Genomic DNA, 14,684 nt, shown 5'->3' with positions numbered 1-14,684 from the left:
CAAGACTAAGGGGTGAAGATAGAAAAGGACTAAGGGGAGAAGAGAATGAAGGGATTTTTTGCGGCCATTTGGAAGGACGGAAGGTTATTTCTCCGAAAAGGAGGACTGTTTATTTTGCTCTTTCCCCTGCTCCTGTTTCCCCTTTTTGCCTTTTTCTTTCAAGGACAAAGCGGTCAAATGCAGGCCTTTCCGGTGATGGTGATTGATGAAGATCAAACCATTATGTCCAAAACCCTGATTCGGGAAATGGAGAAGGTGGAGCTGTTTTCTACCGTTATCAAGGAAGAGGGAGAAATCGGACAGGAAGGTAGGGAAAGGGCCTTCCAAGAGGGAGTAGTAGGCATTTTACGAATCCCCAAGGATTTCTTTTATACCGCCTATCGCTTTGAGGGGGAGCCGGTAGACTTAAGCTTAAATACCAATCGGCCGACGGAAAGTCTCCTGTTTCAAAGTATTTTCACCTCCATTATGGAAATTATGGAGAAGGAACAGGAAATCAGTAAAGGGGTTTTTCATGCCCTATATGGAGAAAGTCTTTCCAAACAAGAGGAAGAAAGCCTCTATGAGCATGCTTCGGAAAGATTGCTTACGGCAGTTTTAAAGCGACAGCTTGTCTTTGACGAGGAGGGGCAGAGTAGCCAAGTGGAGAAGGCACTTTCCCTTCGCATCTTTTCCTTTATTTTTTTCTTCCTATTGTCCTTTTGTGCCTTGTCTTCCGTTTTCTCAGTGCCGGAAGAGGAAAAGAAGGGGATTCCCCAGCGATTTGCCCTGCTGGGAGGAAGAGGCTTTTTCCTTTCTAAGCTCTTCTTTTTATTTCTTTCTGCACTGCCCCTTTTGCTTCTATGCTTATTTGCGCTGAAAAAGTCCTTAGACCTTTCCCTAGAACAACTGATACCGATTGCTTTAATTTTTTGTGTTGAGCTCTTGAGCTTCTTCTTTTTCTTTTATCAATTGTTTCGAATTATGGGAGAGGAAAGTACAGCAAAATTACTATCCTTTTCCCTACTCTTTTTGGGAATTCTTTATACCGGAAAGCTGTTCGGAGAGAGCAATGCACCGGAGCTTGTGAAGCGTCTTTCTCCTATTACCGTGAATCGAATGGTCTTGGAGGGAGTCCGGAGAGGGCTTTCCTTCTCTACATTACTGTCTACCGCCCTGCCCCTGCTTTTATGGGCTGTCCTGGCCCTTGCATTAGGAATACTTTCAGGAATATATTTTAAGCTTAAAACATTTTCTAAGCGAAGAACAATTTCCCGAAAGCTCCGGAGAGAATCCAAGAGACCGGACGGACAACACGGACAATTCGGACAAGATAGACCGGACGGACAACACGGACAACATGGACAATATAGACCCGGCGGACAATACAAATCATACGAAAAGTCTGCCCTGCCTTTTCCCTGCTCTTTACTTTCCCTTCGATTTTCCCTTCTATTAGGTGGCGGCAGGGGCTTCCTTTTGCTTGTTCTTTTCCTTCTTTCTCTTTTTGCCTATTCCCGGGTTGGGGGAAAAGAGAAGCTTTCGCTTATGCTGGTACGGGAAGACCAGGGAGCCTGGAGTGAAGAATTAATTCAGGAGCTGCAGCAGGAAAAGGGGCTTCAAGTGGAAGTCGTGGAAAATCAGGAAGCGAAAAAGGCTCTTTTGGAGGGCAGTGTAGAGGGGGTACTTTGGATTAAAGAGGGCTTTACCGGAGATACGGAGGGAAGAGGAAGCCTACATTACGAAAGCAGTGCGGATTCTCTGGCAGAAATGGGATTTCGGGAAATTGTAGCTGCTCTCAGCAGTACCCTTCGTATGGAGAAGGGTGCTCTTGCCTATGGGGAAAGTCTTTTAGGAAGAAGCCTTAACGAAACGGAAAAAGAAGCTATAGAAGAGTCCATTGCCAAGAGTAAGAGAACAGAACCCCTGTATCAGATTCAAGAGCTGAAGGGAGAAAGGGGCAGAAGCCTGTTCCAGCCCAAGAGGGAAGCCGTATTAGGCTTTGTGCTGTACTTCTTCCTTTTTTCCTTAGGAACGGCATTGGGAAGAGAAGAAGAAAAAAGGGTCTTCCAAAGAAGCAGAACCTATCCCGTCGGAAGAATACGATACCATCTCAGCGGCATTCTGCTCTTCGGCCTTTTAAGCTTGGGATTTTTCCTTGTGCTGGAAGGCAGAACTATTTTGGGAATAGAAAATGAAGGAGGTCTCCGCCTTGCAGTACTCTACAAGAATTTGCTCCTTCCGCTACTTTGTACCCTGGGATTTTCCTTCTTCCTTTACAGCTTTGCCAGAAGACTTTCTTATTCCCTTTTCGGAGCAGAAATGGCAGGAGGCCTGTCCTTAAGCCTTGGCCTTCTATTCAGCTTCCTGGGCGGAAGCTTTGTAGACTTTTCCTCCTTAAGTAATATCCCAAGCTTTATTCCCTACCTCTCCCCCATAGGGATCTATCAAATGGGAATGGAAGGACAGCCCCTCCCGATAGGAATGCTTGTAATATTAGGTATCTTACTCTTATAAAAGGGTCGGTACAAAATCAAAAAATTCTCTAAGTAACATAGGTCTGAATTCGGGTTGCGCTCTCGCTAAGCCCGCCCTTTGTAGTGAAGGACTGTACTCTTTGTAACGATGCGCTCTGATGCAGTATGGGTCTGTACTCGGGTCACGCTCTTGCTAAGCTCGCCCTTTGTAGTGAAGGACTGTATTTTTTGTAACGATGCGCTCTGATGCAGTATGGGTCTGTAATCGGGGCACGCTCCCGCTAACCTCGCCTTCGTAACAGTACTAACTTCAAGCTTCGCTTTAGCTCGCTTTCAGTAAGTACTGACGGGCTCAGATTGCCCCTCTTACAGACCCATACTGCATCAATCGCTTTAATTATTGAATTTTACAGTCTTTCACTCCACCGGCTTTCGGTAAGCTTCGATGGGCTCAGCTTGCCCCTCTTACAGACCCATACTGCATCAATCGCTTCAATTATTGAATTTTACAGTCCTTCACTTCATCGGCTTTCGGTAAGTTTCGACGGGCTCAGATTGCCCCTCTTACAGACTCATACTGCATCAATCGCTTCAATTATTGAATTTTACAGTCCTTCACTTCACCGGTCTTTCGCAAGTATCAAGCTCAGACCACCCCGCATTCAGACCTATATTGATGAAAATTGCTTTACTTTTCACAGCCCCATCCATCCGATCTGAAGCGTAATAAGTCTGAAACATGGGTAATCCGCGTCATAACAGCCTGAAGCAGAATAGAGCTGAAACAGAGGGAGTTTGAGTCATAACAGCCTGAAGTGGAATAGGTCTGAATAGGGGTAGTCTGAGTCAAACAGCCTGAAGCAGAATAGGCCTGAAATAGGGGGAGTGTGAGTCAAACAACCTGAAGCAGAATAGTTCTGAAACAGAGGGAGTTTAAGTCATAACAGTGAAGTAGAATAAGTCTGAAACATGGGGAATCTGAGTCATAACAGCCTGAAGCAGAATAGGCCTGAAATAGAGGGGATTGATTCATAACAGACTAAACAGAATAGGTCTGAATCGGGGTAGTCTGAGCTCGGTATTTGCGAAATCCGGCGAAGTGAAGAACTGTAAAAACCAATAATTAAAGCGAATAATGCAGTATGGGTCTATAATAGGGGCAATCTGAGCCCGTCAGTACTTACTGAAAGCGAGCAAGCGAAGCTTGAAGTTAGTACTGTTACGAAGGCGAAGTTAGCGGGAGCGTGCCCCAATTATAGACCCATACTGCATTAGAGCGCATCTTTATAATAAAACAGTCCTTCAATACACAGGATTAAGCTAGCGAGAGCGTGCCCTGTTTCATCCCTATTTCCCCTGCTCCAGCTGCCAAATCTTCCACAGCCCCTTCAGCAGCAGGTTATCATCTACAATCATCTTATGCTTACAATACGGGCAGATCAGGTGGGCTAAGCCCCCTGTGGCAATCACGCTACCCTCTTCCTGCAATTCTTCCTGGAAATGCTCCACGATACCGTCTAAGGAGCCGGCGGTGCCGTAAATGATGCCTGCACGCATAGCATCCACCGTGTCAGTGGAAATCAAGGTCTTGGCAGGTGCCACATCGATACTGGGGAGCAAAGAGGTTTCCTTGGCCAGGGCATTCATGGAGATGCCCACGCCGGGAATAATTACACCTCCCATAAAGACGCCCTCTTTGTTCACCACCGTAATAGTGGTGGCGGTGCCCATATCGATAATAATGGCGGGGAGAGGATAGTTGTTTTTCGCCCCTACGGCGGAGATAATCAAATCCGGAGCTACACCGCTGGGATCTGCCATGGCAAAGCTCATATTCATGGGACTACTGCTGTTGACCACTACACATTTTCCCTTGCAGAGAAGCTCCATAGCCTTCTGATAAGAGGTGGTGAGTTCCGGTACAACGGAGGAAAGGATGGAACCCTCCAAGCCCTGCAAATCAATCTCTAAAAGCTGACAGATTTGGGCAATATCTGCGGCATATTCATAGCTGGTTTTTCTCCGGCTACTCTCCATACGGAAAATTTTCTGAATTTCTCCCTCTTCCGTAATTGTTCCGAAAACAGTATGGGTATTTCCGCAATCAATGGCTAAAATCATTTTCTCTCCTTATACGGCAAGCTCTTGCTTTACAAAACGAAGGTTTCGCAAAATGCGGGCTAAAACGGGAACCAGCACCAGATTCACCAAGAATTCCGTGGTAAAATTAATTCCCAGAATACTGAAAAGAAGGAAGTCTAATACCTTATCCTGCCCATTGGCCCAAAGCACCAGGGTATCTTGGAAGAAGAGAAGAAGTCCCAAGATGAAAATGCCGGTGTTCACCACAGGAGCGATTCCTGCGGCTAAAAATAGTGACAGAGTAGCATTCTTTTTGGCAAGACTTCTGGCCACCAGTCCGGACAGATAGCCGGCCGCAGTACTTTTAATCATACAAAGAGCCAGGGTAATGACGGGCTTTTGGGAGAAGAGCATAAAGCCCCCCGCGTCATTTCCGGAAATTACGGAAATGCAAACCAAAAAGCCGAAGAGTCCCCCCAAAAAGGCGGCACTTAGTGGTCCGTAAAGCACAGCTCCCAAAATAATGGGAACCAAAGTTAAGGTTATGTTAAAGGGGCCCAGCTTAAGACTTCCCAGCAATAACTGTAGGGCCAAAACCAAAGCGGCAAGAATAGCCGTTCCAACAAGGTTTCGCACAAAATTTTGATTTTTCATGAAAGCTCCTTTCCATATAATAAAAACCGGGGAAATTATGGCATGAATAGCGAAAAATTTCAAGAAAATTAAAAGTCTCCGGGGCTATGTATTGCAATACAAGCATGGATTTTGTAAAATAAGAAAGAACTTTGTTAAATGAATTAATTATTTAATACTTTTGAGAAAGAACTATTTTTTAAGTTTTTACAGAATATTTCTAATATTTCCAAGATTGCCCCGCGAAAGATTTTCTTACAATGCGTTCTCCGCACTGGTGAAAAACAAGAGTATAGGCTATATTGGGGATAAGAGAAGAAGATATAGTGCCCAATTCTACGCTTTTTTCTGCCGGAGTTGGAAAAGAAATAGCAATTAAAGGAGAAGAAAAGCAGGAATGTTGGAAAGAATAGGACAGGAAATGGGCTTGCCCCTTTTGTTTACTGCGATTTTATTGTATTACGCCGTCAAACTGTTGGTTTTTAAAGATGTGGAGAGTATTCGTCCCAAGGGACGTCCTCCTGTACGGGATCGGGAAGCTTATAGTAAAGAGGCGGGAGTTTTGATTCTGATTTTCGCAGGTATTTCTCTGTTGTCTTCCATATTGATGATTGTTCATCCTCTTTTAGGTATCGGACTGATTGTTTTGGGCACCCTGGTGATGGCTGTACGATTTAGAACCTTAGAAGAGAAATATGTTGGAGACAAACACTAATGAAAAAATATTCCGTGTTATTAGTAGATGATGAAGAGGATGTAGTGGAGGCCATAGTCCAAAAGATTGACTGGGACCGCCTCGGCTATTCTCTGGCCGGTTATGCCAAAAACGGTTTGGAAGCTTTGGAAATAGCGGAAGAAAAGCAAATCGATGTGGTACTTACCGATATCAAGATGCCCTATATGGACGGATTAACTCTTTCCCATCGTCTGAAGGAGTTGTATCCCTCTATTAAGATTATCATTTTTTCCGGATTTGACGAGTTCGAGTATGCCAAGGAAGCCATCCGTTTGGAGGCTGAGGAATATATGTTAAAGCCGGTGGACGCGGGAGAACTGTCCAGAGTATTCCAGAAGGTGCATGAGGCTCTGGATCAAGAATTTGATGAAAAGCAAAGCATTCATCGCTTGAAAAACTATTATTTAGAGAGCCTTCCTATTTTGCAGGAAAGCTTATATACCTCTTTAATCGAGGGAACCCTGCCCCAGCAGGATCTGGAAAGCACACTGTTGGATTATCAGATTTCCCTTCCCGGAAAATATTTTGCGGTGGTTATCCTGCATAACAGCCTGAGCCTGTCTCCGGAGGGAATTAATCCTCTGTTGATTACCATGTCCATTAGGAAGCTGGCGGAGGAACGACTGCAAAAGCACTGGCGTCCTTGCTTTTTTACCTATTTGGGAAATACGCTTTTCATTGCCCAGATGGATAAGGAATCGGACAGCTTGAAGCTTACGGATGATTGTGAAATCCTCTGTCGAATGGCCAGACATATTTGTAAAGCAACAGTGACTGCCGGAATCGGAAAACCCGTAGACAATTTGATGGATCTGCCTCTTTCCTATCTTGGTGCCAGAGATGCGGTAGCATACCGCGTGCTTTACGGTAGAGGAAAGGCTATTGCCATCAGTGAAATCGGCTTAGAAGGAAAAGAAGAACATAAGGTCAATAAAGAAATTATTGATGAGGAACGGCTTTTGGATATTTATCGAAGCATCCGTATGTCCTCTGAGGAAGAGCTGAACAAATGCATTGACCTCTATATCGAGAACAGTCGTTTGGATTCTCCTTCTTTGCAGGAATACCATTTCTTCTTAATGGATTTGGTGACCAATATGCATAAGTTCCTTTTGGCCAATCAGGTGGATACCGGATTAATCTTTCCGAAGGAAGAGGATGTTTACCAGAAGGTACAACAGTTCAGTCTGGCAGAGCTTTCCCAGTGGATGAAGGAGATTTGCAAGAAAATGCAGATTATCATCCAGGAGATGCGAAGCGATAAGACCAAGTCCTTTGTCAAGAAGGCGGTGGAGCACGTGCACAGTCATTACATGGATAAGGACTTGACGGTGGAGGCTCTATCTCAGGAGCTTCATGTATCGGCAGCTTATTTTTCCACAGTCTTTAAACGGGAAACCGGAAAAAGCTTTATCAACTACCTTACGGATTATCGTATGGAAAAGGCTCTCCGCCTTTTGATGGAAGAGGAGGAGAAGACCTATATTATTGCCGAGGCGGTAGGGTACTCGGATCCGAATTACTTCAGCTATGCCTTTAAGAAGAAGTTCGGGATGTCTCCGTCAAAATATAAATCCAACAGTAAGGGGAAAGAAGGACTGTAGAATCCTTCTAAGTATAGGGGAGGTGGATTTCCTTGGAGAAAAAACGTCTCAAAAAAAATCTATTGTCTGATGTTTTTTTGCAAAAGGGAGTCTCCGTCCCCTTTTCTATTACTTCACCCCTTCGTTCCTTTCATAATATGCTCTTAATGAGCTTTATGATTTTCTCCATCTTTCTGATTCTTTTTCTGTCTATCGTACTTTATACGCAGTTTTCTATACGTTTCCGTATTAATCAGGAGAATCAATCCGAGCAGCTTTTAAAGCAGGGAAGTATTCAATTGGAGGAATATCTTCTTAGCATGCGCAGAATTTCCGATGCCCTTTATTACAATGTGGTTAAGGGTACGGATGTGGATTATACTAAGCTGAATCAGGAAATGAATCTTCTGTATGAAGCCCATAGGGACAGTCTGGTTTCCGTTGCCCTTTTTTCCGCCCAGGGAAAATACATTGCGGCGGTACCCATTTCCGCAGAGAAGAAAAATCGAAAGGTAACGGAACAGGATTGGTATCGGGAGGCGGTACAGCAGGTGGAAAACCTGCATTTTTCTCTGCCCCATGTGCAGAACCTTTTTGACGACCCTTCCTACCGTACCCACTGGGTCATTTCTTTGAGTCGGGTGGTGGAACTTAACTTTGACGGCAGAAGCGACAGCGGTGTGCTTCTGGTAGACATGGATTACAACATGATTGAGCGAATGATGGAAAAGCTGAATCAGGTTAACGGAAAACGGTATTTTTATCTTTGTGATAAGAGGGGAAAACTGATTTATCATCCCAAGATTCGAGAAATCTACCGAGGCCACGCCAAGGAGGATACGGAGCTGGCCGTTGCCCAGGAGGACGGTATCCATCGTCTGAAAAGTGACGGGAAGGAAAAAACCATTGTGGTGGACACCATCGGTTATACCGGCTGGAAGCTGGTGTCCGTTTTGGAAGAGGGAAGCAATGTTTTTGCTACCGGAGGAATGCTGTATTACGTTTTCATTGTTATTTCCGTAACCCTCCTGATTGCCCTTGTCATGAATCAGGTTATTTCCCTGAGACTTTCCTACCCTATCCGTAAGTTAAATGAAGATTTAGGCAATATGGGGGTAAAGCGCCCCACTATGGAGGAGATTTCCTCCTATGGAAGCACGGAAATTGTCCATCTGGGAGAAAGCCTTTTGCAATCCCTGCAAAGAATCGATGAACTGACGGAAGAGCGAATCCGGCAGCAGGAGGAAAAAAGACAGAGTGAGATGGATGCTTTGCAATCCCAGATTAACCCCCATTTCCTCTACAATACCTTGGAATCCGTGGTGTGGATGATTGAAAGCGGAAAACGGGAAGATGCTGTGTTTATGGTGACTCAGCTGGCCAGCTTTTTCCGAATTTCCCTCTCCGCCGGAAAGAACATTATTCCGCTCTCCCAGGAGATTCAGCACGCGAAAAACTATATGAATATTCAAAAAATCCGTTTTAAGAATAAGTTTACGGTGGATTTTGATGTGGAGGAAGAGGTGCTGTCCTGTCTTACCGTAAAATTGATTTTACAGCCCATTCTGGAAAATGCCATCTACCACGGCATGGAGGGAATGGATGAGGACGGAGAAATCCTGGTCAGCGGAAGGATTCTGGAAGAAGAGGACGGCAGACGTACCGTACTGCTTTCCGTGAAGGACAACGGCTTCGGGATGACCGAGGATAAGGCCAGAGCCCTGCTGGAAAAGACGGAAAGTGATTATTCCAGCTTCTCCAGTCAGAAAAAACGAGGCTCCGGTGTAGGAGTGATTAATGTACATCGCCGCATCCAGCTTCGTTTCGGATCTGTTTACGGTCTGAGAGTGATTAGTGCCCCGGATGAGGGAACGGATGTGCAGGTGCTCTTGCCCGCTATTCCCTTTACGGAAGAAAATCAAAAGAGTTTAGAGCATGGAAATATGCATCATAGCACAGAGCATTTTCACAGCGGCTCACAAGAGGGGGAGAAGGAATGAAAGAAAACAGCATATTTACCACAGGTCTTTTTGTGGTAGCCCTGCTTCTCCTGTTTTTGTCCGTGGGAAGGCTGTTAGGGGAAAATGATCCGGAGCGTTTCAAGGTTTCCGTAGTAGTGGACCATAGCAATTCCGATGTATGGTCCAGTTTTAAAATGGGACTTACTGCAGCAGGACGAGCTTACAACATGGAATACAACTTTGTTTCCACCGATCGTCTGGTTTCCATTCAGCAGGAAAATATCAGTATGCAAAGGGAGATTCAAAGCGGAGCGGACGGCATCATCGCGGAGCTTAGAGCTACGGAGGGAACCGGCCTCCTTTTAAATGCTTTGGGGAAAAATGCGGAGATTATGTTGGTGGATTCCCAGAAGGAAACGACGGAACCGGGCTTAAATATTTCTTCTGTCAATGTGGAGGAGGAAGCACTGGGGAAGGCTTTGGCGGAACAGGTTTTACACTCCACCCTGCACAAGGAGAAAAAACGCATCGGTATTCTGGCGGGAAACCAGAATAAGGGCAATATGCAAAGAAGACTACATAGTCTCCTCTCGGTTTTGGAGGCAGGGGGACAGGAAATTGCCTGGGTGCTTCCGGATAGGGGAAAAATTCAGGAGGATATGGTAAAGGCCAATCACAAGAGAAGTGTGGATTTGATTGTGGCTTTGGAAAATGACAGTCTGGAGATGGCATCCCGCTATTTAAAGGAAACCGGCAGACGTTACGTGGAGCTTTACGGCGTGGGAAATTCCCGGGAGGTGGTTTATGCCTTGGATGCGGGGGTCATCCGTTGTCTGGCGGTTATTGACCAGTACACCATGGCTTATTATGCCATGGAGGATCTGTGGTATAAGCTTTCTAAAAAGCGAAATACAACAGAGGATAGGGTAGTGAATTTTTATATGGTTACCGGTGAAAATATGTACAGTGAGGAAATAGAACGAATCCTCTTCCCCACCGGGGACTAAAAGAAATATCTAAAGAAATATCCAAGGAAATATCTGAAGAAATATCTGAAGAAATATCTGAAGAAATATCTGAAGAAATATCTAAAGCAGTAAGGCATAAAAATGGAGAAGGAGTGCCCCTGAAGGAAAACTCTCTGTAGGGGTAGAAGAAAAGCATGAAATTGGCGGACAAAGCGGATTACAGCAGGAAAGAAAAAGAACAGTTGACAATCTTGGGAAGCTTTCAGGGAAACAGCTTAAGGAAAGGCATAGCGGTCTGCCTTTCCCTGTCTTTATGCTTGCTTCCTCTTCTTTCCGCCTGTCAAAGGAAGGAAGAAAGAAAGGAAAAGAAGAAACTTCAAATCGGCGTTACGATTTATGACAACTACGATACCTTTCTATCCGGATATATGACGGCCTTTGAGAAGGAAATCAGTAAGAAAAGAGCGGAAGGGGTAGAAATAGGTCTGTTTCGTTACAATGCAGCGGGGAGCCAGGCTCTGCAAAATGAACAGGTAGAGGAAATGCTGGAGAAGGACTGTGACGTTCTTTGTGTAAATCTGGTGGATAGAACCGCTCCTTCGGAAATTATCGATATGGCGAAAAAGAAGAATGTTCCCATCATTTTCTTCAACAGAGAATTGGTGGATGAGGATCTGGCCCAATGGAATCAGTTGTATTACGTCGGTGCGGATGCCAAGCAATCCGGCGTTTTGCAAGGGGAAATGGCGGCGGAGGATATTCTTTCCGAAGAACCTGTGAAACCTACGCCGGAGGTGCCTCTTGCCTCACCGGAAGATGCGGAGGAAGAAGAAAGGAGAATGGCGGCAAGCCGAAAGCAGATTACCGGAGCTGCTGTGCTGGGAGAAAGCAGAGAGCCTGTAACGAAGGAAAGCGGAGAAGCTGTATTAGGAGAAAGTAGAGAGTCCGTTTCGGAAGAAAAGCAAGAAGCGGTTTCGGAGGAGTCTTCCGAAAAGATCCAAGATAAGGCCGGAAATGCCGAGGAAATCCAAGACTTTGTTCTGCAAAAAAGTCGGGAGGATTTGGATATCCTGGAACGAGAGGCGTCTATGGAAGACACGCAGACAAGCACAGAGGAAGGAACGGAGAAGAAAGCCCTGATTCTGTCCCCCCGAGTGGATAAAAACGGAGACGGAGTGATTCAATATTTGATGTTTGAGGGAGAAGCCGGCCATCAGGATGCCATCGTCCGGACAGAGTATTCTGTAAATACCTTGATGCAGCAGGGCATTCCCATGGAAAAGCTGTCCTACGCCATTGCCAACTGGAGCAGGGCAGAAGCCCAGAGTAAGATGATGCAATTTTATCCGGAGTTTCAAGATCGGATTGAATTGATTCTTTCCAACAATGACGATATGGCCTTAGGGGTTTTGGATGCCTATGACAAAATCGGTTTGCCTAAGGATAAAAGACCTTTTATTTACGGAATAGACGGTACTACCGTGGGATTAGAGGCGGTAAAAAAGGGAAATTTGATGGGAACGGTGTATAATGATGAACAAGGTCAGGCCAAGGCCCTGTTTCAGCTGGCCTATCGTCTTGGTACCGGAAAAAAAGGTCCGGAAGACGAGGGGGAAAATAAAAAGATTATTCGCTTACCTTATCAAAAAGTACGCAGAGAAGACAGCCAGCGATTGTTAGAGGAGAAGGAGAAGAAGTAAATGGAGGAAGCACTCATGGAAGAAATCGAAAAAGGAACAAAGGAAGAATTTATAGAGGAAGCTGATAAAGAAACAAGGGAAGAATGTAGGGAGGAAAGAGAGATGGAAATTAAGAAAGTTGCTTCGGAGAATAAGCCCGGAAGAGAAAATACGAAGAATTCCATAGACTACGGGATTAGCGGAATTCCCCTATGCATTCTGCTTCTTTTGTGCTTTGCATTTTTTCTGTTTCCGGAGCATTCCAATCAGATTTTATCCTCCATTCGAGGCTTTTTGGGGCGGGAATTTTCCGTTTACTACCTGGGAATAGGCCTTTTCATTTTCTTACTCTCCTTTTATATCGCCTTTTCACCCTTAGGAAATATTGTTTTGGGAGAGCCCGACGAAAAGCCGAAGTACTCCTTTTTTACCTGGGGAAGTATGATGTTTACTGCAGGACTTGCAGCGGATATTCTCTTTTATTCCTTCGGAGAATGGATTCTTTATGCCAATGATCCCTATGTCCAGTCCCTGGGAAAGTTATCGGATTGGAGCAGTATTTACACCCTTTTCCACTGGGGACCCATTCCCTGGGGATTTTATCTGGTGCTGGCGGCGGCCTTCGGCTTTATGCTTCATGTACGGAAAAGAAGCCGGCAAAAATATTCGGAAGCCTGCAGAGCTATTTTGGGAAAACACACCGACGGTCTTGCGGGAAGGGGAATTGACTTACTGGCGGTTTTTGCCCTTCTTGCAGGAACAGCCACCACTTTTTCGGTGGCAACTCCCCTGATGTCGGAAATCATTAAAAAGCTTCTCCCTAATGGGTTGTCCACCAGAGAGCTTACCTTAATCATATTGATTGCCACCTGTGTGGTTTATACCTTTGCGGTATTAAAGGGGATGGACGGCGTTTCCTTTTTGGCAAAACTTTGTACCTGGCTGTTTTATGCCCTTCTTCTCTACATTTTCTTCGGAAGCGGTGTAGGCTCCTTTATTGTAAAAAATGGAATGAATGCTCTGGGCAAGATGATAGAGCACTTTTTCTCCATGGCAACTTATACGGATCCTTTAGGGGAAAATCATTTTCCGGAAAACTGGACGATTTTCTACTGGGCCTATTGGATGGTGTGGTGCGTGGCTTCCCCCTTCTTTATCGGAAGCATCAGCAGGGGAAGAACCATACGACAAACCATTATGGGAGGATACATTTTCGGAATCGGCAGTACCTATGTAAGCTTCATTGTTTTAGGGAATTTTACCTTGTCCCTGGAGGTTTTCCATAAATTGCCGGTGTTACAGCTCTATCAGGAGAATGGTTCCCTCTATCTTACGGTGGTGAAAATGTTGGAAACCCTGCCTCTTCCGGGATTGGTATTTATCCTGCTTCTTTTGACCATGATTGCCTTTTATGCCACATCCTTTGATTCCATCGCATTAGTTGCGGCACAGTATAGCTATAAAAGCCTTCCGGAGGGGCAGGAGCCATCCAGAAAGGTACAGGGCTTTTGGGCGATTTTATTGATTTTACTGCCTTTGGCACTAGTCTTTTCCGAAAGTTCTATGGTAAACTTGCAGTCTGTCTCCATTATTGCGGCTTTTCCCATAGGATTGGTGATTTTACTGATTAGTCTCAGCTTTTTAAAGGATGCAAAGGCTTACCTTTTGGAAGTGGAAGAGCAAGGCAAGAGGGAGAAGAGGGAAATATTTAAAGGAGTTAGGAAGGAATAGCGCTAGATGTTTCAAGGCTTTTTTAATTATGATAATGATGTGTGGCGATTTGTAGGCCGATTGGCGGACATGATGGTTTTGAATCTTTTATGGATTCTATTTTCTTTGCCCATTGTGACACTAGGGGCGTCTACAACGGCTTTATATTACTGCACCATTAAGATTGTGCATGAGGAGGATCGGGGCAATTTCAGGATGTTTATGCATTCCTTTAAACAAAATTTAAAGGAGGGCATTATTCTCTGGATGATTTTACTGCCGATTTTGGTGATTCTTCTCTTGGATCATCGCTTCTTCTCCATGATTTTTGCTGATAATACGGCATTACGCTTCCTTTTCCGGGGGATTACGGATGCGTTGCTTTTATTGTGGCTATTTGTTTTTCTCTATATCTGGCCCCTGCTTTCCCGCTTTGATAATACCTGGCAAAGAACCATGATTCATGCCTTACTCATGTCCATCCGCCATCTCCCCTATACCCTTGGCATGATTGCTGCGGATGTATTGCTGGTTGTGGGAAGCTATTTTTTGATTTTATTTATGCCTATGTTTACGCCGGTATTTTTTGTTTTAGGCTACCCTTTGATTGCCTGGATGAATTCCGCCTTTTTCAAACGGATTTTCCGACTTTATGAAAAGAAGATGGAAGTGAGAGATCCCTTTGAAGAGAAAGTTTACGGAAAGAGGGGAAAAGAAACAGAATCTGCTAAAGAAGCGGAAGAATAAAAAGAATCTGCTAAAGAAGCAGAAAAAATAAGAAGGACTTCTCTTATTTCTCCTATAAAAGGGAGGAGGCCGGAGCGTCCTTACGGAAGCTCCGGCCGAGTATTATGAAAAAAATCTTATTTAGTGGAT

10 protein-coding genes are annotated in these 14,684 nt (G+C 44.8%); 8 read left to right on the top strand and 2 right to left on the bottom strand.

Annotated features, from left to right (window positions below; genetic code table 11):
- Positions 1-45: 45 nt before the first annotated feature.
- Positions 46-2,496, top strand: coding sequence for an ABC transporter permease (locus RYO92_RS00815; protein ID WP_315369161.1), 2,451 nt, complete (start codon positions 46-48; stop codon positions 2,494-2,496).
- A 1,307-nt stretch (positions 2,497-3,803) separates the two neighbouring features.
- Here the strand turns inward: RYO92_RS00815 and RYO92_RS00810 are convergent.
- Entirely contained in the window at positions 3,804-4,577 is a 774-nt protein-coding gene (locus tag RYO92_RS00810; protein ID WP_315369160.1) for a type III pantothenate kinase, read from the bottom strand.
- Between the two features lie 9 nt (positions 4,578-4,586).
- Entirely contained in the window at positions 4,587-5,192 is a 606-nt protein-coding gene (locus tag RYO92_RS00805; protein ID WP_315369159.1) for an ECF transporter S component, read from the bottom strand.
- A 376-nt stretch (positions 5,193-5,568) separates the two neighbouring features.
- Between RYO92_RS00805 and RYO92_RS00800 the strand changes: the two genes are divergently transcribed.
- The 7 genes from RYO92_RS00800 (at position 5,569) to RYO92_RS00770 (ending at position 14,555) form a co-directional block, all read left to right on the top strand.
- Complete coding sequence (locus RYO92_RS00800; RefSeq protein WP_314329617.1) at positions 5,569-5,886, top strand: hypothetical protein; 318 nt, start codon at positions 5,569-5,571, stop codon at positions 5,884-5,886.
- Positions 5,886-7,511: a response regulator gene (locus RYO92_RS00795; RefSeq protein ID WP_314833464.1), complete on the top strand. Its 1,626-nt coding sequence runs from the start codon at positions 5,886-5,888 to the stop codon at positions 7,509-7,511. The genes RYO92_RS00800 and RYO92_RS00795 overlap by 1 nt, the downstream gene beginning before the upstream one ends.
- Positions 7,512-7,543: 32 nt before the next feature.
- Entirely contained in the window at positions 7,544-9,490 is a 1,947-nt protein-coding gene (locus tag RYO92_RS00790; RefSeq protein WP_315369158.1) for a cache domain-containing sensor histidine kinase, read from the top strand.
- Positions 9,487-10,458: a substrate-binding domain-containing protein gene (locus RYO92_RS00785; RefSeq protein WP_315369157.1), complete on the top strand. Its 972-nt coding sequence runs from the start codon at positions 9,487-9,489 to the stop codon at positions 10,456-10,458. Before RYO92_RS00790 ends, RYO92_RS00785 begins: the two co-directional genes overlap by 4 nt.
- Positions 10,459-10,613: 155 nt before the next feature.
- Positions 10,614-12,119: a galactose ABC transporter substrate-binding protein gene (locus RYO92_RS00780; RefSeq protein WP_315369156.1), complete on the top strand. Its 1,506-nt coding sequence runs from the start codon at positions 10,614-10,616 to the stop codon at positions 12,117-12,119.
- A complete protein-coding gene (locus tag RYO92_RS00775) occupies positions 12,120-13,829 on the top strand; it encodes a BCCT family transporter (protein WP_315369155.1) in 1,710 nt (569 codons plus the stop codon).
- 6 nt (positions 13,830-13,835) lie between these two features.
- Positions 13,836-14,555 carry a YesL family protein gene (locus RYO92_RS00770; RefSeq protein ID WP_315369154.1) on the top strand — a complete coding sequence of 240 codons (720 nt, stop codon included), beginning with the start codon at positions 13,836-13,838 and terminating at the stop codon, positions 14,553-14,555.
- The last annotated feature ends 129 nt before the right edge of the window (positions 14,556-14,684 follow it).

This window comes from Oribacterium sinus (genome assembly GCF_963553175.1).
GTDB classification, from domain to species: Bacteria; Bacillota; Clostridia; order Lachnospirales; family Lachnospiraceae; genus Oribacterium; species Oribacterium sinus_B.
Note: the sequence above shows the minus strand (reverse complement) of the source record. Positions and strands in the feature narration are given on the sequence as shown.

Coding starts and splice junctions, on each gene's coding strand:
- RYO92_RS00795 (WP_314833464.1), top strand. CDS start 5,886: ATGAAAAAATATTCCGTGTTATTAGTAGATGATGAAGAGGATGTAGTG.
- RYO92_RS00805 (WP_315369159.1), bottom strand. CDS start 5,192: ATGAAAAATCAAAATTTTGTGCGAAACCTTGTTGGAACGGCTATTCTT.
- RYO92_RS00780 (WP_315369156.1), top strand. CDS start 10,614: ATGAAATTGGCGGACAAAGCGGATTACAGCAGGAAAGAAAAAGAACAG.
- RYO92_RS00785 (WP_315369157.1), top strand. CDS start 9,487: ATGAAAGAAAACAGCATATTTACCACAGGTCTTTTTGTGGTAGCCCTG.
- RYO92_RS00810 (WP_315369160.1), bottom strand. CDS start 4,577: ATGATTTTAGCCATTGATTGCGGAAATACCCATACTGTTTTCGGAACA.
- RYO92_RS00815 (WP_315369161.1), top strand. CDS start 46: ATGAAGGGATTTTTTGCGGCCATTTGGAAGGACGGAAGGTTATTTCTC.
- RYO92_RS00770 (WP_315369154.1), top strand. CDS start 13,836: ATGTTTCAAGGCTTTTTTAATTATGATAATGATGTGTGGCGATTTGTA.
- RYO92_RS00800 (WP_314329617.1), top strand. CDS start 5,569: ATGTTGGAAAGAATAGGACAGGAAATGGGCTTGCCCCTTTTGTTTACT.
- RYO92_RS00775 (WP_315369155.1), top strand. CDS start 12,120: ATGGAGGAAGCACTCATGGAAGAAATCGAAAAAGGAACAAAGGAAGAA.